This is a genomic window from Frateuria sp. YIM B11624 (assembly GCF_049727805.1).
Taxonomy (GTDB): domain Bacteria; phylum Pseudomonadota; class Gammaproteobacteria; order Xanthomonadales; family Rhodanobacteraceae; genus Frateuria_A.
Genome location: NZ_JBCNYA010000017.1, coordinates 47,569 through 67,679 on the forward strand (window position 1 = coordinate 47,569; position 20,111 = coordinate 67,679).

General features: G+C 69.3%; 20 protein-coding genes. 16 read left to right on the top strand and 4 right to left on the bottom strand.

Going from position 1 to position 20,111, the window contains the following annotated elements; all coding sequences use genetic code 11:
* The first annotated feature begins 148 nt into the window (after positions 1 to 148).
* The 10 genes from AAIL17_RS10405 (at position 149) to AAIL17_RS10450 (ending at position 8,401) form a co-directional block, all read left to right on the top strand.
* On the top strand, positions 149 to 1,057 hold the full coding sequence (locus AAIL17_RS10405; RefSeq protein WP_424682766.1) for a cation diffusion facilitator family transporter: 909 nt from the start codon (positions 149 to 151) through the stop codon (positions 1,055 to 1,057).
* Between the two features lie 272 nt (positions 1,058 to 1,329).
* Positions 1,330 to 2,274, top strand: coding sequence for an aspartyl/asparaginyl beta-hydroxylase domain-containing protein (locus tag AAIL17_RS10410; RefSeq protein ID WP_424682767.1), 945 nt, complete (start codon positions 1,330 to 1,332; stop codon positions 2,272 to 2,274).
* A 64-nt stretch (positions 2,275 to 2,338) separates the two neighbouring features.
* Positions 2,339 to 3,238, top strand: coding sequence for an RNA polymerase sigma factor SigJ (gene sigJ, locus AAIL17_RS10415; protein WP_424682768.1), 900 nt, complete (start codon positions 2,339 to 2,341; stop codon positions 3,236 to 3,238).
* Positions 3,239 to 3,278: 40 nt separating this feature from the next.
* The gene (locus AAIL17_RS10420; protein ID WP_424682769.1) at positions 3,279 to 3,740 is read left to right on the top strand and encodes a carboxymuconolactone decarboxylase family protein; all 462 of its coding nucleotides are present in this window, start codon (positions 3,279 to 3,281) and stop codon (positions 3,738 to 3,740) included.
* Positions 3,741 to 3,851: 111 nt separating this feature from the next.
* Positions 3,852 to 4,310 (top strand): carboxymuconolactone decarboxylase family protein, encoded by a 459-nt coding sequence (locus AAIL17_RS10425; protein ID WP_424682770.1) that lies wholly within the window; start codon positions 3,852 to 3,854, stop codon positions 4,308 to 4,310.
* Positions 4,311 to 4,444: 134 nt separating this feature from the next.
* Positions 4,445 to 4,810, top strand: coding sequence for a cupin domain-containing protein (locus AAIL17_RS10430; RefSeq protein ID WP_424682771.1), 366 nt, complete (start codon positions 4,445 to 4,447; stop codon positions 4,808 to 4,810).
* Between the two features lie 78 nt (positions 4,811 to 4,888).
* Positions 4,889 to 5,404 (top strand): GNAT family N-acetyltransferase, encoded by a 516-nt coding sequence (locus tag AAIL17_RS10435; RefSeq protein ID WP_424682772.1) that lies wholly within the window; start codon positions 4,889 to 4,891, stop codon positions 5,402 to 5,404.
* Between the two features lie 10 nt (positions 5,405 to 5,414).
* Positions 5,415 to 5,846, top strand: coding sequence for a hypothetical protein (locus tag AAIL17_RS10440; protein ID WP_424682773.1), 432 nt, complete (start codon positions 5,415 to 5,417; stop codon positions 5,844 to 5,846).
* On the top strand, positions 5,843 to 6,784 hold the full coding sequence (locus AAIL17_RS10445) for an NAD-dependent epimerase/dehydratase family protein (RefSeq protein ID WP_424682774.1): 942 nt from the start codon (positions 5,843 to 5,845) through the stop codon (positions 6,782 to 6,784). The genes AAIL17_RS10440 and AAIL17_RS10445 overlap by 4 nt, the downstream gene beginning before the upstream one ends.
* 171 nt (positions 6,785 to 6,955) lie before the next feature.
* Positions 6,956 to 8,401, top strand: coding sequence for a serine hydrolase domain-containing protein (locus AAIL17_RS10450; RefSeq protein WP_424682775.1), 1,446 nt, complete (start codon positions 6,956 to 6,958; stop codon positions 8,399 to 8,401).
* Here AAIL17_RS10450 and AAIL17_RS10455 read toward each other — a convergent pair.
* On the bottom strand, positions 8,310 to 9,452 hold the full coding sequence (locus AAIL17_RS10455) for a helix-turn-helix domain-containing protein (protein ID WP_424682776.1): 1,143 nt from the start codon (positions 9,450 to 9,452) through the stop codon (positions 8,310 to 8,312). The genes AAIL17_RS10450 and AAIL17_RS10455 overlap by 92 nt on opposite strands.
* 182 nt (positions 9,453 to 9,634) lie before the next feature.
* Between AAIL17_RS10455 and AAIL17_RS10460 the strand changes: the two genes are divergently transcribed.
* On the top strand, positions 9,635 to 10,408 hold the full coding sequence (locus AAIL17_RS10460) for an alpha/beta hydrolase (protein WP_424682778.1): 774 nt from the start codon (positions 9,635 to 9,637) through the stop codon (positions 10,406 to 10,408).
* A gap of 79 nt (positions 10,409 to 10,487) precedes the next feature.
* On the opposite strand, the gene AAIL17_RS10465 is transcribed toward AAIL17_RS10460, so the two are convergent.
* The 3 genes from AAIL17_RS10465 to grxC all read right to left on the bottom strand — a co-directional run bounded on the left by AAIL17_RS10465 (position 10,488) and on the right by grxC (position 12,387).
* Positions 10,488 to 11,501, bottom strand: a complete 1,014-nt coding sequence (locus tag AAIL17_RS10465; protein ID WP_424682780.1) for an isocitrate dehydrogenase — start codon at positions 11,499 to 11,501, stop codon at positions 10,488 to 10,490.
* A gap of 230 nt (positions 11,502 to 11,731) precedes the next feature.
* Positions 11,732 to 12,127 (bottom strand): carboxymuconolactone decarboxylase family protein, encoded by a 396-nt coding sequence (locus AAIL17_RS10470; RefSeq protein WP_424682782.1) that lies wholly within the window; start codon positions 12,125 to 12,127, stop codon positions 11,732 to 11,734.
* Positions 12,124 to 12,387, bottom strand: coding sequence for a glutaredoxin 3 (gene grxC / locus AAIL17_RS10475; protein ID WP_424682783.1), 264 nt, complete (start codon positions 12,385 to 12,387; stop codon positions 12,124 to 12,126). The genes AAIL17_RS10470 and grxC overlap by 4 nt, the downstream gene beginning before the upstream one ends.
* A 128-nt stretch (positions 12,388 to 12,515) precedes the next feature.
* On the opposite strand from grxC, the gene AAIL17_RS10480 reads away from it, so the two are divergent.
* The 5 genes from AAIL17_RS10480 (at position 12,516) to AAIL17_RS10500 (ending at position 19,950) form a co-directional block, all read left to right on the top strand.
* Entirely contained in the window at positions 12,516 to 14,129 is a 1,614-nt protein-coding gene (locus AAIL17_RS10480; protein ID WP_424682784.1) for a M48 family metalloprotease, read from the top strand.
* 220 nt (positions 14,130 to 14,349) lie between these two features.
* Positions 14,350 to 15,039 (top strand): phosphate regulon transcriptional regulator PhoB, encoded by a 690-nt coding sequence (phoB, locus tag AAIL17_RS10485; protein ID WP_424682785.1) that lies wholly within the window; start codon positions 14,350 to 14,352, stop codon positions 15,037 to 15,039.
* A gap of 61 nt (positions 15,040 to 15,100) precedes the next feature.
* Positions 15,101 to 16,141: a phosphate regulon sensor histidine kinase PhoR gene (gene phoR, locus AAIL17_RS10490; RefSeq protein ID WP_424682786.1), complete on the top strand. Its 1,041-nt coding sequence runs from the start codon at positions 15,101 to 15,103 to the stop codon at positions 16,139 to 16,141.
* 109 nt (positions 16,142 to 16,250) lie between these two features.
* Positions 16,251 to 18,347 (top strand): polyphosphate kinase 1, encoded by a 2,097-nt coding sequence (ppk1, locus tag AAIL17_RS10495; RefSeq protein ID WP_424682788.1) that lies wholly within the window; start codon positions 16,251 to 16,253, stop codon positions 18,345 to 18,347.
* An 88-nt stretch (positions 18,348 to 18,435) separates the two neighbouring features.
* Positions 18,436 to 19,950, top strand: coding sequence for an exopolyphosphatase (locus AAIL17_RS10500; protein WP_424682790.1), 1,515 nt, complete (start codon positions 18,436 to 18,438; stop codon positions 19,948 to 19,950).
* The last annotated feature ends 161 nt before the right edge of the window (positions 19,951 to 20,111 follow it).

The window sequence follows — 20,111 nt, forward strand, 5'->3', positions numbered from 1 at the left end:
CGTCAGGCCCTTCGACTTCGGTGCTTCGGCCTGACCAGAGGCGTTCGCCCCGGGCGCGGGCCGCAGGCGCAGTCGAAGGGCGATTCCACCGGTTCGCCCGATCTTCCACCTGCCCTAAACTGACCGGCCAACCGCAGGGAATCGAAGCATGTCCGGCCACGCAAATTCACTCAAGGCGATCTTCCTCGCGCTCGGCGCGAATTTCGCCATCTTCATCGCCAAGCTGGTCGCCGCGGTGGTCACGGGCTCGGGCGCGATGCTCGCCGAGGCGGTGCATTCGCTGGCCGACTGCGGCAACCAGGGCCTGTTGCTGCTGGGCATGCGCCAGGCGAAGAGGCCGCCCTCGGACGAGTACCCGCTGGGCTGGGGCCGCGCGTTGTACTTCTGGTCGTTCCTGGTGGCGATCCTGCTGTTCAGCGTGGGCGGCATGTTTTCGGTCTACGAGGGCGTGCACAAGCTCAGCCATCCCGAACCGCTGAAGTGGCCGTGGCTGGCGCTGGGCGTGCTGGTGTTCGGCATCGTCGCCGAGGGCATCTCGATGCGCGGCTGCATGCAGGAGGTCAACAAGGCGCGCGGCGAGCAGAACCTGTGGACGTGGTTCCGCGAGACGCGCTCCAGCGAGCTGCTGGTGATCTTCGGCGAAGACCTGGCGGCGTTGATCGGCCTATGCCTGGCGGCGCTGGCGGTGGGCGCGACCATGCTCACCGGCAACCTGATGTTCGACGCCATGGGCACCATCGCGATCGGCGTGCTGCTGGTGGTGGTGGCCGTGGCGCTGGCGGTGGAGGTCAAGGCGCTGCTGATCGGACAGGGCGTGGAGCCGCGCCGCCGCGCCGAGCTGCAGGCGTTCCTTACAAACCGCCCGGAGGTGGCGCAGGTGCTCAACCTGATCACGCTGCAGATGGGCGCGGACGTGATGGTGTCGGTCAAGGCGAAGATGGAGCCGTGCGCCGGCGACCGCGCGCTGATCGAGGCGATCAATACGGTGGAGCGGGCGATGAAGGCGCAGTTTCCGGAGATCCGCTGGAGTTTCTTCGAGCCGGATGTGACGGATTAGCGGCGCTTTTGCCTCCTCTCCCCTCCGGGGAGAGGACTGAGGTGAGGGCATGAGCATGGCTCTTTGCCTTTGCTTCCTCTCCCCTACGGGGAGAGGATTGAGGTGAGGGGGCGGGGCTTGCGGGGAACAGCACCAGAGCCATGCTTCGATCTACGCCTGCCGCAAGAGCCGCCCCTTACCCCAGCCCTCTCCCCGGAGGGGAGAGGGAGCAAGCCTCGCTCCGAGCGAGGCGCGCCAGCGTAGAATGAAGCGCCCTACCCACGATCCAGCCCATGATCCTCACCCCCCGCCTGATCGTCCTGCTGCTGTTCCTGCTGTTCGCGTTCTGCGTGCTGCTGGTGCACCTGCGCGGGCGGGCACGGCTGCGCTTCGATCGCCAGCTGGTCGACCACTCGGCGATCTTCGCGCCGTACAACCTGCTGATGTACGCCTTCTCGGCGGTGCCGGCGCGGCCGATCCTGGACCGCCGCGGCTTCCCGCAACTGGACCTGTTGCAGGCCAACTGGCAGACCATCCGCGAGGAAGCCCTGCACCTGTTCGACGAGGGCTACATCCGCGCCGCGGAAAAGCACAACGACGCCAGCTTCAACAGCTTCTTCAAGCAGGGCTGGAAGCGCTTCTACCTCAAGTGGTACGGCGAGCCGCTGGCCTCGGCCGAGGCGTTGTGCCCCAAGACCGTCGAGCTGCTCAAGGCGATCCCCAGCATCAAGGCCGCGATGTTCGCCACGCTGGCGCCGCACAGCAAGCTCAATCCGCACCGCGACCCGTTCGCGGGATCTTTGCGCTATCACCTTGGCCTGATCACGCCCAATTCGCGCGACTGCCGCATCTTCGTCGATGGCGAGGAGCACGCCTGGGGCGACGGCAAGGACGTGGTGTTCGACGAGACCTACGTGCACTGGGTGGAGAACAAGACCGACCAGACCCGCGTGATCCTGTTCGCCGACATCGAGCGACCGCTGCGCACGCGCTGGATGGGCGCGATCAACCATCGCGTTGGCGCGTTCATGGGCAAGATCACCGCCTCGCCCAATTCCGACGCCGGCAGCGAGAAGGTCGGCTTCGTCAACCGCATGTTCGCGCTCAACCAGCGCAGCCGCGAGCGCAGCAAGGCGTTCAAGCGGCGCCACCCGAAACTGTTCCGTGGCCTGAAGTACGCCGGCATCGTGCTGCTGATCTGGCTGGTGTTCCTGGCGCCCTGGCCGCTGGTGCGCTAGGAGCCTGGGCCGGTCACGTTTCGCGCCGGTCGCGCGTCCTGGCCGTATCCCACCGGAGAAGCCCATGGATAGCCAGACCGCCCTGTTCCAGCAACACCGCCCGCGCCTGTTCGGGCTGGCCTACCGCATGCTCGGCACGCCGGCCGACGCCGAGGACGTGCTGCACGACGCCTGGCTGCGCTGGCACGCGCAGGACACCACCGTGCTGGACGACCCCGAAGCCTGGCTGGTCACCGTGACTACGCGCCTGGCGCTGGACCGCCTGCGCCGCGCCAAGTCCGAGCGCGAGCACTACACCGGTCCCTGGCTGCCCGAGCCGCTGGTGCCCGAGGCCGAGCATCCCGAGGCCGAGGCCGAGCGCGGCGAGACGATCACCCTGTCCTTTCTGCTGCTGCTCGAACGGCTGAGCCCGGACGAACGCGCCGCCTTCCTGCTCAACGAGGTGTTCGACTACAGCCATGCCGAGGCCGCCGCGATCCTCGGCATCGGCGAGGACGCCTGCCGCCAGCGCGTGCACCGCGCCAGGACCCGCCTGCGCGAAGGGCGGCCGCGCTTCAGCGTGGATGCACAGGCGCAGCGGCGCATGCTCGAGCGCTTCGTCGCCGCTATGGCGCAGCCGAGTCTGGACGCGTTGCGCGCGCTGTTCGCCGAGGACGCGATCCAGATCAGCGACGGCGGCGGCGTGGTCCGCGCGGTGCTGCGTCCGCTGCACGGCGCGGAGCGGCTGGCCCGCCTGTACATGCAGATCGCCACCAATGCGCGCCTCTACCTGCCGCACTACGAGCTGACCACCCTCAACGGCGCGCCGGCGCTGCTGATGTGGGCGGGCGGCACCCTGAGCTCGGTGATCTGGGTCGAGTGCGAAGGTGAGCGCATCACCGCCATCCACGGGCTGCGGCATCCCGGCAAGCTGGCGCGGCTGCTGGCCGTCACGAAACCGGAGCACGCGGCGTCCTTGCACTGAACGGCCCATTCCGAGCCGTGCATGCCAAGGAGCGTCCCCGATGTCCCGCTTCCCCCTCGAACCCCATTACCCGGCGATGATGCCGCTGGTCACCGTCGCCAGGAACATCCGCACTGCCGGCCGCCTCGAACCGGTGCTGGTCGACCTGGTGCTGATGCGCGCCTCGCAGATCAACGGTTGCGCCTATTGCCTGGACATGCACGGCAAGGACGCCCGCGCCGCCGGCGAAACCGAGCAGCGCCTGTACGTGCTGCCGGCCTGGCGCGAGACCAACCTGTTCAGCGAGCGCGAGCGCATCGCCCTGGCCTGGACCGAGGAACTCACCGAGCTGGCCTCGCCCCAGGCGGTGCCGGATGCCCTCTACGAGCAGGCCCGCCAGCACTTCGACGATGCTGCGCTGGTCGACCTGATCCTGCTGATCGGCGTGATCAACAGCTTCAACCGGCTCAACATCGCCGTGCGCACCATCGGCGGCAGCTACACGGTCGGCGAGCACGGCTGAGGGTTCACCGGCCGGCGGCAGTCACGAAAAACGTGGCTGCCGCGTCCTTGCATCGAATGGCCCGCATCCGGGCCGCCTTCCCAACGCCGTCTTACCCACCAGGAGTTCCACATGTCCCGTTTCGCCATCCAACGCCACTACAAGTCAATGATGCCGCTGGTCGAGCTCGGCAAGCAGATCCACGCCGCCGGCCGGCTGGAGCCGGCACTGATCGAACTGGTGCTGATGCGCTGCTCGCAGATCAACGGCTGCGCCTATTGCCTGGACATGCACAGCAAGGACGCCCGCGCCGGCGGCGAAACCGAGCAGCGCCTGTACGTGCTGCCCGCATGGCGCGAGACCACCCTGTTCAGCGAGCGCGAACGCATCGCCCTGGCCTGGGCCGAGGAGTTGACCGAACTCAACTCGCACGAAGCAGTGTCCGACGCGCTCTACGAGCAGGCCCGGCAGCACTTCGATGAAGAGGGGCTGGTCGACCTCACCCTGCTGGTCGCCACCATCAACGGCTGGAACCGGATCAACATCGCCGCGCGCACGATCGGTGGCAGCTACAAGCCCGGCGCCCATTGATCGCCGCCGCGACGTAGAGTCGAGGGATCGAGGCGCGCCGTCCCTGACCCGGGCCGTTTGGCCGACGCGTTCCTGATGGCAAGCCCGATCCCGATTCCGTCCCCTTCGAAACCGTCCAGCCTGGAGAACGCGCCGTGCGCTACGAGCCGATAAACCTGGAGCAAAAGTTCGGTCTGTTCGACGAGCACTGGGCGCCCAAGGTGATCGCCGAGATGAACGACTACCAGTTCAAGATCGTGAAGATCCAGGGCGATTTCATCTGGCACGACCACCGCGATACCGACGAGACCTTCATCGTTCTCGAAGGCAATCTGCGGATCGACTTCAGGGACGGCCACGTGAACCTGGGCAAGGGCGAGATGTACGTCGTGCCGAAGGGCGTCGAGCACAAGCCGTATGCGGAACACGAGGTGAGGATGCTGCTGATCGAGCCGCGCGGCGTCCTGAACACCGGGGACGAGGGTGGCGAGCGAACGGCCCGCAACGATGTCTGGATATAGACGCGGCCGGGCCATGCCCGCGCCACACGGACGCCGTCAAATCCCCGCTCCGGAATGACCACCAACAGGACAACGACCATGGACTTGCCGTCCACCGCAGCCACGACCGAAAACGCGCCGCGCACGGCAGCGCCGCCGGGCGTACCGACCTTTGCGCGGTTCGACGGCCCGCGCGATGAAGCGGTCGCGATCGTCCTGGAGCTCTGCCGCGAAGTGCTTCCGCGCCTGGACCCGGTCCACATCGAGGCACGCGCCGGCATGGTGCACGGGCTGTCGCTCTGGACGGCGCGCGACCGCGGCAACGTCGTCGGCTTCAAGCTCGGCCACACCGGCATGCCGGGCAGCTTTTTCAGCTGGCTGGGCGGCGTGAGGACCGAATTCCGGCGATGCGGGATCGCCACCGCACTCATGCAGCTTCAACACCGCGACCTGCGCACGGACGGCTTCCGTTTCGTCGAGACGCGCACGAGGACGGACAACCCGTCGATGATCATGCTCAATCTGAAGCACGGTTTCCGCATCGTCGGTTGCGAGCTCGATTCCCTTCAGCGCCACGTGGTCCTGCAGCGCAAGCCGCTGGACGCGGACGCGTAAGGCAGCCATCGTGACCGCGCCGGGCGCCCAGGTGCTTGTCGCTGCCGCATGCTTCGACGCCGCGGCCGCGGCAGCGCATCTGGCCTGCATCGCCATCGGCGCGCCCGCATACCGTTTCATGGGCGCGGGCGAGAAGGTCGCCCGCGCCGTCGAGGCCGGCAAGCCCGAGCCTGCGCTCGCCACCTGGGCCATCGCCGGCATCCTGGCGACCGGGTCCGCCTATGCGCTGTCCGGCGCCGGCGTCGTGGCCCGCCTGCCGTTGACCCGTGCCGTGCTCTTGCTCGTCTGTACCGCCTATCTGGGACGTGCGCTTGCCTTTCCATGGCTGCGGCGCTTTTTCCCGGGCAACTCGGGGCTGTTCTGGATGGTGTCCTCCGGCCTGTGCCTGCTTGTCGGACTCGCGCATCTCTACGGGCTCGCGTCTCGCTGGAGCCTGTTGTGAGGGTGTTCGTCGCGGGCGGTAGCGGGGCCATCGGCAAGAGCCTGGTGCCACTCCTGCTGGCAGCCGGGCACGAAGTCGTCGTGCTGGGCCGGTCGGCGCACAAGGCCGAACAGCTACGGGCGCTGGGGGCGCACGTGGCCGTTGCCGACGCCTTCGACAAGGCGCAATTGACGGTGGCCATCATGGACGCGAAGCCGCAGGTGGTCATCCACCAGCTCACGGCCATCCCCGCGGCCATCGACCTCAGGAGGTTCGACGAGGATTTCGCCCGGACCAACCGCCTGCGTACCGAGGTCACGGACGTGATGCTCGCCGCGGCACGCAAGGCGGGCGCACGCCGCTTCATCGCCCAGAGCTTCTGCGGGTGGCCGTTCGCCCGGGAGGGTGGGCCGATCAAGACCGAAGACGCGCCGCTCGATCCGCATCCGCCCGCGCATTTCGGCAAGACCCTGGCGGCGCTCCGGTATCTCGAGGACGCGGTGCACAGGGCGGAGGGTATCGAGGCGATCGCCCTGCGCTACGGGTTCTTGTACGGGCCCGGTACCGATATCTCGACGGGCGGCAGGACGGTCGAGCTCGTGCGGCGGCGGCGGATCCCGCTCGTCGGCGACGGCGGCGGCATCTGGTCCTTCATACACGTCGGCGATGCGGCACGCGCGACGGTGGCGGCAGTCACGCGCGGAGACCCGGGCCTGTACAACATCGTCGACGACGAGCCCGCGCCCGTTTCGAGCTGGCTGCCGGCGCTGGCCGAAGCCGTGGGCGCGAAGCGGCCCCACCACGTGCCGGCCTGGCTCGCCAGGTTGTTCATCGGCGAGGGCGGCGTGTCCATGATGACCGCGATCCGCGGCGGCTCGAATGCCAAGGCCCGGCGCGAGCTGGCGTGGCGGCCGGCTTGGCCCACCTGGCGGCGCGGCTTTGTCGAAGGGCTCGGTTGAGCTCCGGAGAGCTGCCGGCAGGCCCGGCCGCACCGGCCGGAAACACGAAAAGCGGCGTCCGAACCGGCCGGATCGGACGCTCGCACGCCCTGCGGCGGTACGGAACGGCCGGCCCGGACGCCGACGGTGCCCCCGCCGCCCATGCTGGCCTTCCTTTTCGCGGAGACCGCCATGATCGTTCGCTCATTGAAGTTCGCCCTCGCCGCCGTACTGCTGCTGGCCGCCGGCGCTGCCGTCTGGATGGGCACCACTGGCAAGGACATGCTGCGGGTGGCCACCGGTTCGGTCAGCCGCGGGCTGTGCGATGCCGTCTTTGTCGCCGGCTTGGACCCGGCCCGGCAGTTCCGCGAGGAGGAAGCGCCATTGATGCGCGGCGTCGCCTGGGCGCTCGCCTACCGTGTGGACCGCGCCCGCCGCGAGGTGCACGCCAGCGTGCTGGGCGGCTTCGCCGCGCGCGCGGTGTTCCGGCCGGGACTGGGCTGCCTGCTGGTGCATGGCGATGGGCCCGTGCCCGAAGCGGCCGGCTTCGTGCCCTCGCCCATCGCCAGCCCGTTTCCGTCAGGCGTGGTGGGTTCGACCGATCCGGCCATCGAGCAAGCGCTCGACCGTGCCTTCGCCGAGCCGGACCCGGCCCATCCGCGGCTGACCAAGGCCGTGGTGGTGCTGCACCAGGGCAAGCTCGTCGCCGAACGCTACGCTCCCGGCTACGGGCCGGACACGCCGATCTGGGCGCACTCGCTGAGCAAGTCGGTGACCAACGCGCTGATCGGCATCCTGGTGCGCCAGGGCAAGCTGCGGCTGGACCAGCCGGCGCCGGTCGCCGCCTGGCGCGCACTGGGCGATCCGCACCATGCGGTCACGGTCGACCAGCTGCTGCGCATGGACAGCGGCCTGCCGTTCGACGAAACCAACGGCGTGCTGAGTGCGCTGACACGGATGCTCTTCCTGCAGCCGGACATGGCCGCCTATGCCGCGCACACGCCGCTGGAGCATCCGCCGGGCACGGCCTGGGGCTACAGCAACCTGGGCTACGTGCTGCTGGGACGGATGGTCACCGACGCGGCCGGCGGCGACGCCGTGTCGGCCGGGCGCTTCGCCCGACACGAACTGTTCGCGCCGCTGGGCATGGCGCACACGGTGATCCAGGCGGACGCGACCGGCACGCTGATCGGTTCGGGCAGCGTCTACGGCACGGCGCGCGACTTCGCCCGTTTCGGCCAGCTCTATCTTGATGACGGTGTGGTCGACGGCAAGCGCATCCTGCCCGAAGGCTGGGTGGCGTACAGCCGCTCGCGGACGCTGGACACCGGCTACGGCGCCGGCTTCTGGCTCAACGTCAAGAACGACACGATGGTGCCGGTCTGGGACGCCCCGTGGGGCATGCCCCAACTGCCCAGGGACATGTACTACGCACGCGGCGCGTTCGGCCAGTACGTGGTGATCGTGCCGTCGGAGCAACTGGTGGTGGTGCGCATGGGCATTTCGCTCTGGTACGGCGACGACACCGGCGACCTGGTCGCCGCGGTCATCGCCGCCCTGCATGCCCGGCAGCCGCCTGCGGCGGCGGCAGCATCGACCCGCGGTAGCCGCTCGGCGTCTGTCCCACCTGCCGCTTGAACGCCGCGTTGAAGGTGGACTTGGAGGTGAAGCCGCAGGCGTAGGCAATGTCCAGGACGGTGCGCGCATCGTCCGGATCGGCCAGTCGCTCGCGCGCGGCCTCCACGCGCAGCCTGTTGACGTATTCCCAGAAGCTGCCGCCCAGCCGCCGGTTGATCACCGCCGAGACGAGGTACTCGGGGTAGCCGCTGCGCTTGGCGACCTGGCCGATGGTCAGCGCCGGCTCCAGGTAGAGCGGTGCGGCGCCGCCCATCAGTTCGGCCAGGCGCGCCTGCACTGCGTCGAAACGGGCGTCATCGGCCGTGCCGCCGGCCGGTGCGGGCGGCGGCACGGACGGCGGTTCCTCCTCGACCGCTACCGGCGGCTGGCCCAGGCTGAACCAGCCCATCACGCACACCCACGCGGCCACCAGGCCGAACAACAGGCCATAGTTGACCAGCGGCAGGTAGACCAGCGCCTGCACGATCGCCACGCACCAGATCACGACCTGGAATCCGGCCATGACGTCGATCCAGCGCAGCGACATGCGGTCCGCATCGGACCGCCGTTCGCGCAAGCGTCGCCGGTAGCCGCGCACCAGCGCCAGCGCGGCGAGCACGTAGGAAAGGCTGTAGAGAAACAGCGGCACGTCGAACCACGCGCCGACCGAGCGCTCGCCCGCGATCCAGCGTGCCGAGAGCGCCTGCAGGTGCGCGCGGTCCATCACCAGGACGTAGCCGTTGAGCACCAGCATCACGCCGAAGCCGGCCAGGTGCACGAGGTCGCGCGGCCTGAACCCGCGATCCCGGGTCAGCGCACGCACGTAGAGGTAGAACAGGCTGCCGTAGAGGAACGGGAACAGCGCCACGAAGCGGTAGGCTCGGAACCACTCGGGTGTCAGCAGGTGCCAGTAGAGCGCCTTCACTGCGAGGTCGATGCCGGTCAGCGCCACCCAGGCCGACAGCAGGCGGTTGGCCTCGCGGTTCGCCGGACGGCGCCACAACGCCAGCGCAAGCAGCACGGCCTGCACGGCGGCGGCGAAGTAGACGTAGGTCCAGGGGGTGAGTGGCATGGGCAGGGGCACGACGTGCGGAGCGACAGACCTCCGCAATCCTAGCGGGTCGGACGCCATAGCCGGGGTGCAGGCACCGCCCGCAACCTCTGCTCCCCCGGCCGTGCCGAGGTGACCGGGCCAATGCACTGGCGCCCCCCATGCAGGGTTACCATCGCCGGACCCCACACGGAGCGACCGCCATGCCTTCCCGGATTGCCCGCTTGCTCGGGCGCTACCTCGCCCTTCTGTCGATCCTGCTGTCCTGCGCCGTCCACGCCGGCGAGCCCATCACGCTGCGCGCCAGCGACGGCGGTACCGTCTACGGCACGCTGAGCCGATCCGGACAGGACGCCTCCGGTGGGCAGGCCGACGCCATCCTCTTGCTGTTCCACCAGGCCGGAGCGAGCCGGCACGAGTACGACCCGCTGGTGCCCGTGCTCACGAAGATGGGCTACGACACGCTGGCCATCGACCAGCGCTCCGGCGACGGGCTGTTCGGCGGCCGCAACGAGACCGTGGAGAAGCGCGGCGGCTCGGCCGATTACCTGGACGCCCTGCCCGACCTGGAAGGCGCGCTGGCCTGGGCCAAGGCACACCATTACGCCCGCATCGCGGTGGTCGGCAGCTCGTACTCGGCCTCGCTGGCCATCGTGCTGGCGGCAAGGCATCCGCAGGACGCGGCCGCCGTGGCCAGCTTCTCGCCGGGCGAGTATTTCGACGACAAGGACATGGTGAAACGCGCCGCCGCGAAGCTTACCGTGCCGTTTTACATCACCACCCGGCCCGAGGAAGAAGACAAGGTCGAGGAGGTGCTGCGCGACGCCCACGGCAGCAACGTCACGCACTATCGCCAGGCCGCGGGCGTGCACGGCGCCTCGACGCTGGTGCAGGCGCGCGACCCGAAGGGCTACGCCGCGAACCTGCGCAACTTCACCGATTTCCTGCGCCGGGCGCTGCCGCCCGAGAATCCGTAGGCGGACCGGGAAACATCACGCCCGCCACTTCGCTCGCGCATCGCGGCTGCCTTCCGGGAGCCGCGACGCGCGATCCGTTTCAGGCCTTCACGCGCCGGGCGATCGCCTCGCCGAAGCTCTGCGTGTTGCCCTTGCCGCCCAGGTCCGGCGTGACGTGGTCATGGTCGTTGGCCATGGTGTCGCGGATCGCCTGGCGCAGGCGCGTGCCCTTCTCGACCATGCCCAGATGGTCGAGCATGTCGGCCGCGGCCAGCAGCAGCGCGCACGGATTGGCAATGCCCTTGCCGGCGATGTCCGGCGCGGAGCCGTGCACGGCTTCGAAGATCGCCGCGTGCTCGCCGATGTTGTCGCCCGGTGCCAGCCCCAGGCCGCCGACCAGGCCGGCGCACAGGTCCGACAGGATGTCGCCGAACAGGTTGGTGGTCACGATCACGTCGAACTGCTCGGGCTTCATCACCAGCTGCATGCAGGTGTTGTCCACGATCATTTCGTTGAACTCGATCTGCGGGTAGTCCTTGGCGATCTCGCGCGCCACGTTGAGGAACATGCCCGAGGCAGTTTTGATGATGTTCGCCTTGTGCACCGCGGTGACCTTCTTGCGGCCCTTCTTCACCGCCATTTCGAAGGCGTAGCGCACGATGCGCGCGCTGCCCTTGCGGGTCACGCGCACCATCGAGGTGGCGATCTCGCCGTCCTCGGACACGCTCTGCCCTTCGGCGAGATATGCACCCTCGGTGTTCTCGCGCACGGTGATGATGTCGATGTTCTCGTAGCGCGCCCTGGTGCCGGGGAAGCTGGTCGCCGGACGCACGTTGGCGTACAGGTCGAAGTGGCGCCGCAGCGTGACGTTGATCGAGGTGAAGCCGCCGCCGATCGGTGTGGTCAGCGGACCCTTCAGCGCGACCTTGTGTTCGGCGATCTTGTCCAGCGTCGGCTTGGGCAGCAGGTCGCCGTGCTTCTCCAGCGCCACCATGCCGGCGTCGACGAAGTCGTAGCTCAGGCCGCAATCCAGCGCGTCGAGCACGCGCAGGGTGGCGGTCATGATTTCCGGGCCGATGCCGTCGCCCGGGATCACGGCGATGGTTTTGCTCATGAGGAAGCTCCTTGGGACTCAGGGCCGCGCGGGAGGAATGCGCACGCCAAAGAGCGCCATTATCGCCGATGCGGCCCCATGCCGGCAGCAGGCAGGGTGCGCCAGCGCGTTGCAAATCCTCGCATGGAGCGTTGCGGTTCATCGCACTGGCAGGCCGCCAGTGCACGTGGAGTGGCCTTCAGCCCGCGTTCCCCGCAGATGGGGTGGGCCGAAGCCCACCCCTACGCAATCTAGGCGTGATCGGCGCAGGCGGCGCCGTCGGCCTCGCCGCCTTCCAGCCGATCGAGGAAATCCACCGCCCGGCGCAGGTGCGGGATCACGATGGAACCGCCCACCACCAGGCCCACGCTGAAGGTTTCGAAGAACTCCTCGCGGGTCACGCCGGCCTCCTTGCACTGGGCCACGTGGTAGCTGATGCAGTCGTCGCAGCGCAGCACCATCGAGGCCACCAGGCCCAGCAGCTCTTTGGTCTTCACGTCGAGCGCGCCGGGCTTGTAGGTCTGCGTGTCGAGCGCGAAGAAGCGGCGCACGACCTGGTTGTCCTCGGACAGGATGCGCTCGTTCATGCGCTGGCGGAACGCGGTGAACTCCGCCACGCGGTCCTTGCTCTCGTCGGCGTCGCTCATGCGGCTTCGTCCAGCAACTGCTTGAGCTTGCCGCTGCGGTCGGCGGCAACCAGGTCGTCGTAGCCGCCCACGTGCTGGTCGTTGATGAAGATCTGCGGCACCGTGCGGCGCCCGCCGCTGCGCTGGAGCATCAGGTCGCGCTGGGCCGGGTCGGCATCCACGCGTACTTCGTTCCACTGCAGCCCCTTGGACTTGAGCAGGTTCTTGGCGGCCACGCAGTACGGGCAAACGGCGGTGGAATAGACCTCGATCTTGGGCATTGCTGATACTCCGGATGGCCTTGGCGTCGGCCCTTTCAGATGGGGCGCAGGACACCCGTTTGCAAGCCAACGGACGATGAACCGGCGCGCCCGCGGGCGGTCTGCTAGTGATGTATTGTCGCCCACCTATGGCCATGGCACCACGACCCGTCCCCCGCCTGCTGACCGCGCTGCTCGCCGCCAGCCTCGCCTTCGGCGCCGGCGCGCAGGAGGACATCCGCCTGCCGGACCTGGGCAGCTCGGCCGACGCGCTGATCTCCCCGCAGGATGCGCAGGACTACGGCGCCGCCATGCTGCGCCAGATGCGCTCGCTGGACATGGTGGTGGACGACCCGCTGCTGGACGACTACATCAACGACCTGGGCTACCGGCTGGTGGCCAGCAGCGACCGGCCGAAGGACCACTTCGCCTTCATCATCGTGAAGGATCCGGAGATCAACGCCTTCGCCGCGCCGGGCGGCTACATCGCGGTCAACTCGGGCCTGATCGCGATCACCCGCGACGAGAGCGAACTGGCCGGCGTGATCGCGCACGAGATCGGCCACATCACGCAGAACCACCTGCAGCGCGCGTTCGAGGATTCCAAGAAGGACGCGCCGCTGATGGCGCTGGTGCTGCTGGGCGCGGTCGCGGCGGGCGCCGGCTCGCACAGCGGCGATTCGCCGATGGCGGTGCTGGCCGCCGGCCAGGGCCTGCTCGCGCAGCGCTCGATCAACTTCACCCGCAAGGACGAGGTGGAAGCCGACCGCGTGGGCATCCAGACCCTCGCCAACGCCGGCTTCGATCCGCGCGCCATGGCCGCCTTCTTCGAGCGCATGCAGGACACCCTGCGCGCCGGCTCCGGCGGCACCGACGTGCCCGAGCTGCTGCAGACCCATCCGGTCACGCTCTCGCGCATCAGCGACGCCAAGTCGCGCGCCGGCGCCCTGCTGGCGGCGCAGAAGCTGCGTCCCAGCGGCACCACGCTGGTGCGCAGCGAGTGGGAAAAGACCACCGCGCCGATCGCCTACGTGAAGGACCCCACCGCGCTGCTGGCTGCGCAACCCAAGGGCGGCCCGGACACCTACGCGCTGATGCGCGAGCGCACCCGCGTGCTCGCCGGCGACGCCTCCAAGCTGGCCCACTACTACAGCGCCAGCTTCGGCACGCCCGGCTTCGACTCGCCCGCCACCCGCTACGGCTACGCATTGGCGCTGACCCGAAGCGGCGCCGGCGCGCAGGCCGTCGCGCAGCTCAAGCCGTTGCTCGCCGCCCATCCGGAAAACCTGATCCTCGAACTGGCGATGGCCGACGCACAGTTGCAGGACGGCCAGCGCGCCTATGCGCTGGCGCGCTATGCGAAGCTCAACGCGCGCTCGCCGCGCGATCGCGCCGTGGCGCTGGCCTATGCCAAGGCACTGACCGCCGGCGGCGACACCGCGCAGGCCACGCTCGCCGCCTCGCTGCTGCGTCCGCTGCTGGACAACGCCGACGAGCCGGACCTCTACCTCAGCTACGCGCGCGCCAGCGACAAGGCCGGCGACAGCATCCGCGCCGGCGAGGCCTATTCGGACGCCAGCTACCTATCGGGTCGCCCGTTCGACGCCATGGAGCAGCTCAAACGCCTGCTCCGGCGCGACGACCTGGACTACTACGCCCGCGCGCGCATCCAGGCGCGCATCGCCGACCTGACGCCGCTGGTGCTGGAACTGCGCAAGCGCAAGATCCAGACCGTGGACAACCCGGACGGGCAGAGCCAGTAGTCCCCACCCCCGAGTCCTTCCCCCGCAACGCGGGGGAAGGTGCCGACAGGCGGATGGGGGCGCTCGTGGCGGGATGCTCGCGCGATGCCCTTGGCGAGGCCTTTCGCAAGGCTTCCCCCATCCGCCCTGCCGGGACGGGGGAACGATCGATCCGCGAAGTGTCATCCCCGCGTAACATTCCCCCGCTGCAATAAGCCCGTCACAGCCAGGCGCAAACCGCGTGCACAAGCGCATCCTCATCGTCGAAGACGAAGCCTCGATCCGCGACATGGTCGCCTTCGCCCTGCGCAAGGCCGACATGGAAGCGGTGCCGGCCGCGGACGCCCGCGCCGCGCAGATCGCCGTCGCCGAGCAGGTGCCGGACCTGATCCTGCTGGACTGGATGCTGCCGGGCATGAGCGGGCTGGAACTGGCCCGCCGGTTGCGCAAGGAGGAGCTCAGCCGCGAGATCCCGATCATCATGCTCACCGCGCGCGGCGAGGAGATGGATCGCGTCAACGGCCTGGAGGCGGGCGTCGACGACTACGTGGTCAAGCCTTTCTCCACCCGCGAGCTGATCGCGCGCATCAAGGCGGTGCTGCGGCGCAGCCAGGGCGACGACGGCACCGGCGTGGTGGAGCTGGGCGGCCTGCGCATCGACGGCCCGGCGCACCGCGTCTTTGCCGGCGAGGAGCCGGTGCCGATCGGTCCGACCGAATACCGCCTGCTGTATTTCTTCATGACCCATCCCGAGCGCGTCTACACCCGCGCGCAGTTGCTCGACCACGTCTGGGGCGGCAGCGTTTACGTGGAGGAGCGCACCGTCGACGTGCACATCCGCCGCCTGCGCAAGACGCTCGAGCCGTGGCAACTGGATGCCATGGTGCAGACCGTGCGCGGCGCCGGCTACCGTTTCTCGGCGAACACCTGATGGGCACCCGGACACCGCCGCCGCGGAGGCCGGGAAAGGGAAAAGGTCCTTGGGGACGGTCATGAAACATCGCGCACGCCGCCTCGCCATCACCCTGCGTGACCTGCGCGATGCCGCCGACAGCCTGCCGGACGCGATCGTGCTGCTGGACGAAGCCTGGCGCGTGCGCTGGTTCAACCGCGCGGCCGAAACCCTGCTCGGCCTGCGCCGCGGACAGGACCGCGGCGTGCAGTTGTCCGAACGCCTGCAGGGTTCGGAACTGGCCGCCTGGCTGCGCGCCGGCGCCCGGGTGACGCTGCACGACGCACCGGCTCCCGGGCGCCCGGGCGACCATCTGGACGTTTCGGTGCAGCCCTTCGGCCGCCGCCAGCGCATGCTGCTGGCGCGCGACATCAGTCCGCTGACGCGGCTGGAGCAGATCCGCCGCGATTTCGTGGCCAACGTCTCGCACGAGCTGCGCACGCCGCTGACCGTGATCCACGGCTACCTCGAACTGCTCGATCCGGAAGACGTGCCGGCCCTGGCCCCGGTCTTGGGCGAGATGCGCGCGCAGTCCAAGCGAATGGGCCAGATCGTGGAGGACCTGCTGACCCTCTCGCGCCTGGAGACCCAGGAACACGTCATCGACGAGCGCGTGCCGATGGCCGCCTTGCTCGCCACCCTGCGCAAGGAAGCCGAGGCGCTGAGCCAGGGCCGCCACCAGGTCGCGCTCGAGGTGGACACCGACTGCGACCTGCTCGGTTCGCCCAAGGACCTGCACAGCGCCCTGTCCAACCTGGTGAGCAATGCGGTGCGCTACACGCCCAGCGGCGGCAGCATCACGATCCGCTGGCAGCGCACGGGCGACGGGGCGACCTACTCGGTCAGCGACACCGGCTACGGCATCCCGGCCAGCCACCTGGCGCGGCTGACCGAGCGCTTCTACCGCGTCTCCTCCAGCCGCTCACGCGAAACCGGCGGTACCGGCCTGGGGCTGTCTATCGTCAAGCACGTGCTCAACCTGCACCAGGCGCGGTTGGGCGTGGAAAGCACGCCGGGCCGGGGTTCCACCTTCGCCTGCCATTTCGGGCCGGAACGGCTGCTGGAGCCCGAATCCCCGTAGGGCGGGCTCCTGCCTGCCGGACTGGCCGGAACGGCGGGCTGAAGCCCACCCTACCCGGGTATCCCGGAATGGATGTACTTGCGCGCCGCATCGTCCAGAATGGTCCCCCATGGCCCGCAAACTGCCGCAAACCGCCACTGCGATCGCCGACCTGGCCGCGCCGGAGCTGTATTTCAGCCGCGAGCTGGCCGCACTGGAATTCAATTTCCGCGTGCTGGCGATGGCGCGCGACGCGCAGGTGCCGCTGCTGGAGCGGCTGCGCTACCTGAGCATCGTCGCCAACAACCTCGATGAGTTCTTCGAGGTGCGCGTGGCGATGCTCAAGCATCACCACGCCTACGGCTCGGCCGCGCCAGGGCCGGACGGGCTGTCCTCCGGCGAGCTGCTCACCCGCATCCGCGCGCGCGTGCTCGACCTGGTCACCGACCAGTACGCGACCTGGCAGGAGCAGCTCAGGCCGCAACTGGACGCCGAAGGCATCCGTTTCCTCACCCGCCACCAGTGGAACCCGGTGCAGCGGCGCTGGCTGCAGGGCTACTTCGAGCACGAGGTGCTGCCGGTGCTCTCGCCGCTGGGCCTGGACCCGGCGCACCCGTTCCCGCGCATCCTCAACAAGACGCTCAACATCGCGGTGGTGCTGCAGGGCCGCGACGCGTTCGGCCACGAGGGCCACATGGCGCTGGTGCGCGCGCCACGCTCGCTGCCGCGCATCGTCAAGCTGCCGGCCGAGGTGGGCGGCGGCGGCGACAACTTCGTGTTCCTGGCCGAGCTGCTGCAGGCCTTCGTCGACCTGATGTTCCCCGGCTTCAAGGTGGTCGGCTCCTACCAGTTCCGCGTCACCCGCAACAGCGAGTTGATCGTGGAGGAAGCCGAGGTGGAGAACCTCGCCCGCGCGCTCAGCGAGGAACTGCTCGGGCGCGGCTACGCGCGGCCGGTGCGTCTGGAGATCGCCAACGATTGCCCGAAGGCGATCACCGCGATGCTGGTGGCCAACTTCGAGCTGGAGGAATCGGACGTCTATCGCTGCGACGGCCCGGTCAACATCATCCGCGCCGGCGGCATCTACGACCAGGTCGACCGCCCGGAACTGAAGTTCCCGCGCTTCGTGCCCTGCCTGCCTTCGGCGATCGAGCCGGGCGCGAACCTGTTCGAGCTGATCGGCCAGCGCGACGTGCTGCTGCACCATCCCTACGAGAGCTTCGCCGCGGTGGTCGACCTGCTGCGCCAGGCCGCCGCCGATCCCAACGTGCTGGCGATCAAGCAGACGCTCTACCGCGCCGGCGAGGACACCCCGCTGGTCGACCTGCTGGTGGAGGCCGCGCGCAACGGCAAGGACGTCACCGTGGTGATCGAGCTGCGCGCGCGCTTCGACGAGGAGGCCAACATCCGCCTCGCCACGCGGCTGCAGGAGGCCGGCGTGCAGGTGGTCTACGGCGTGGTCGGCTACAAGACCCACGCCAAGATGATGCTGATCGTGCGCCGCGAGGCGGGCACGCTGCGCCGCTACGTGCACCTGTCCACCGGCAACTACCACCAGGCCAACAGCCGCCTGTACACCGACATCGGCCTGATGACCGCCGATCCGGAGATCGGCGAGGACCTGCACAAGGTCTTCCAGCAGCTCTCGGGCCTGGGCTCGGTGATCAGCCTGAAGCGCCTGCTGCATTCGCCCTTCACGCTGTACCGCAGCGTGGTCGCCAAGATCGAGCGCGAGACCGCGCACGCGCGGGCCGGCCGGAGCGCGCGCATCGTCGCCAAGCTCAACGCACTCAACGAATCGCACGTGATCGAGGCGCTGTACCGCGCCTCGCAGGCCGGCGTGGAGATCGACCTGATCGTGCGTGGCGCCTGCACGCTGCGGCCCGGGCTGCCGCGCATTTCCGAGCGCATTCGCGTGCGCTCGATCGTCGGCCGGTTCCTCGAGCACAGCCGCGTGTACTGGTTCGCCAACGACGACAAGCCGGAGATCTACTGCGCCAGCGCCGACTGGATGGAACGCAACCTGATGCGCCGCATCGAAGTGGCCTTCCCGATCCTCGACCCGGCGCTGGCCAAGCGCGTGTTCGACGAGACGCTGGCCAACGGCCTGGCCGACAACACCCAGGCCTGGCTGCTCGGCAGCGACGGCCGCTACACCCGCGCCACGCCCGGCGACCAGCCGCCGCACAGCGCGCAGCAGACATTGCTGAAAAAGATCTGCGGCTGATGCGCACACGCCCGCCCTTCCGCTCCTGCACGCAGCGCCTCGCGGCCGGCGTGGCAGAATCGCCGCCTTTCCCGCCTGGAATCCCCGCGTGACCACCGAGCCCGTACCCATCAAGGATGGCGAGCTGATCGCGGCCGTCGACCTGGGCTCGAACAGCTTCCACATGGTGGTGGCTCGCATGGAGCACGGCGAGCCGCGCGTGATCGACCGCCTGCGTGACAGCGTGCGCCTGGCCGCCGGCCTGCGCTCGGACGGCACGCTGGACGCCGCGCACCGCGCTCGCGCGCTGGCCAGCCTGGCGCGCTTCGGCCAGCGCATCGAAAGCCTGCCGTCGGCGAACGTGCGCGCGGTGGCGACCAACACTGTGCGGCGGCTGGCGTCGCCGCACAACTTCCTGGGCGCGGCCGAGGACGCGCTCGGCCATCCCGTGGAGATCGTCTCCGGCCGCGAGGAAGGTCGGCTCATCTTCCTTGGCGTGGCGCATGACCTGCCCGCCTCGCGCGAGCCGCGGCTGGTCATCGACGTCGGTGGCGGCAGTACCGAATTCATCATCGGCCGCGGGCTCGCGCCACTGCATACGGAGAGCGTGCAGGCCGGCTGCATCGCCTCGACCCTGCGCTTCTTCCCCGGTGGCCGGCTGACGCCCAAGCGCTGGCAGCGCGCGCGCAGCGAGGTCGGCGTGCTGCTGCAGCAGTTCGCCGAGGATTTCCGCGAATCGGGCTGGCAGGAGGTCTATGGCTCCTCCGGCAGCGCCAAGGCGGTGGACGCCGCGGTGCAGGCGATGGGCCTGACCGACGACGGCGTCACCCTGGACGCGCTGGCGGAACTGCGCGAAGCCGTCCTCGAACAAGGCCACATGGACCTGCTGCGCCTGCCCGGCCTCACCGAGGAACGCGCTCCGGTGTTCGCCGGCGCCGTGGTGATCTTCGAGGCTGCGTTCGAGGCGCTGGGCATCGACCACATGCGCGTGTGCGAAAGCTCGATGCGCGAAGGCCTGCTGTGGGACCTGCTCGGCCGCGCCGGCGGCAGCGACCCGCGCACCGCCAGCATCGACGCGCTGGCCACCCGCTACGGCGTCGACCGCGCGCAGGCGCGGCGCGTGGAGCAGACCGCGCTTTCGCTGTTCGACCAGGTCGCGCGTCCGTGGAAGCTCGACGCCGAGGCGCGCGAGTGGCTCTCCTGGGCCGCGCGCGTGCACGAGATCGGCCTGGCCATCGCGCACAGCCAGCACCACCACCATGGCGCCTACATCCTGCGGCATGCCGACCTCGCCGGCTTCTCGCGGCAGGAGCAGCAACTGCTCGCCGCGGTGATCGAGGCACATCGGCGCAAGCCGGCCAAGGCGCTGATCTCGGTGCTGCCGCAGCGCTACCGCACGCTGGCGCGGCACATCACTGCGCTGCTGCGCCTGGCGGTGCTGTTTCGCCGCGGCCGCCGGCCCGAGTCGCTGCCGCCGCTCAAGCTCAATGCCACCAGCCACCGCCTGCGCCTGGCCATCCCCGCCGGCTGGCTGGACGCCCATCCGCTCACCGAGGCTGACCTGGAGCAGGAACAGGGGCCGATGGCGGAGCTGGGGCTGACGCTGGAGATCCAGCGCACTTGATTCCCGCTTTGCTTCCATAAGTACGCCTCTTTCATTCGCTTCCTCTCCCCTCCGGGAGAGGATTGAGGCGGGGGCATGGGCATGGCTCTTTGCATTCGCTTCCTCTCCCCTCCGGGGAGAGGATTGAGGTGAGGGGGCGGGGCTCGCCCGGAACTCCCTCG

What these genes read in the sequence shown, in the direction of transcription:
- AAIL17_RS10405 (WP_424682766.1), top strand. Translation starts at nt 149, where the DNA reads ATGTCCGGCCACGCAAATTCACTCAAGGCGATCTTCCTCGCGCTCGGC.
- AAIL17_RS10410 (WP_424682767.1), top strand. Translation starts at nt 1,330, where the DNA reads ATGATCCTCACCCCCCGCCTGATCGTCCTGCTGCTGTTCCTGCTGTTC.
- sigJ (WP_424682768.1), top strand. Translation starts at nt 2,339, where the DNA reads ATGGATAGCCAGACCGCCCTGTTCCAGCAACACCGCCCGCGCCTGTTC.
- AAIL17_RS10420 (WP_424682769.1), top strand. Translation starts at nt 3,279, where the DNA reads ATGTCCCGCTTCCCCCTCGAACCCCATTACCCGGCGATGATGCCGCTG.
- AAIL17_RS10425 (WP_424682770.1), top strand. Translation starts at nt 3,852, where the DNA reads ATGTCCCGTTTCGCCATCCAACGCCACTACAAGTCAATGATGCCGCTG.
- AAIL17_RS10435 (WP_424682772.1), top strand. Translation starts at nt 4,889, where the DNA reads ATGGACTTGCCGTCCACCGCAGCCACGACCGAAAACGCGCCGCGCACG.
- AAIL17_RS10450 (WP_424682775.1), top strand. Translation starts at nt 6,956, where the DNA reads ATGATCGTTCGCTCATTGAAGTTCGCCCTCGCCGCCGTACTGCTGCTG.
- AAIL17_RS10455 (WP_424682776.1), bottom strand. Translation starts at nt 9,452, where the DNA reads ATGCCACTCACCCCCTGGACCTACGTCTACTTCGCCGCCGCCGTGCAG.
- AAIL17_RS10460 (WP_424682778.1), top strand. Translation starts at nt 9,635, where the DNA reads ATGCCTTCCCGGATTGCCCGCTTGCTCGGGCGCTACCTCGCCCTTCTG.
- AAIL17_RS10465 (WP_424682780.1), bottom strand. Translation starts at nt 11,501, where the DNA reads ATGAGCAAAACCATCGCCGTGATCCCGGGCGACGGCATCGGCCCGGAA.
- AAIL17_RS10470 (WP_424682782.1), bottom strand. Translation starts at nt 12,127, where the DNA reads ATGAGCGACGCCGACGAGAGCAAGGACCGCGTGGCGGAGTTCACCGCG.
- grxC (WP_424682783.1), bottom strand. Translation starts at nt 12,387, where the DNA reads ATGCCCAAGATCGAGGTCTATTCCACCGCCGTTTGCCCGTACTGCGTG.
- AAIL17_RS10480 (WP_424682784.1), top strand. Translation starts at nt 12,516, where the DNA reads ATGGCCATGGCACCACGACCCGTCCCCCGCCTGCTGACCGCGCTGCTC.
- phoR (WP_424682786.1), top strand. Translation starts at nt 15,101, where the DNA reads ATGAAACATCGCGCACGCCGCCTCGCCATCACCCTGCGTGACCTGCGC.
- ppk1 (WP_424682788.1), top strand. Translation starts at nt 16,251, where the DNA reads ATGGCCCGCAAACTGCCGCAAACCGCCACTGCGATCGCCGACCTGGCC.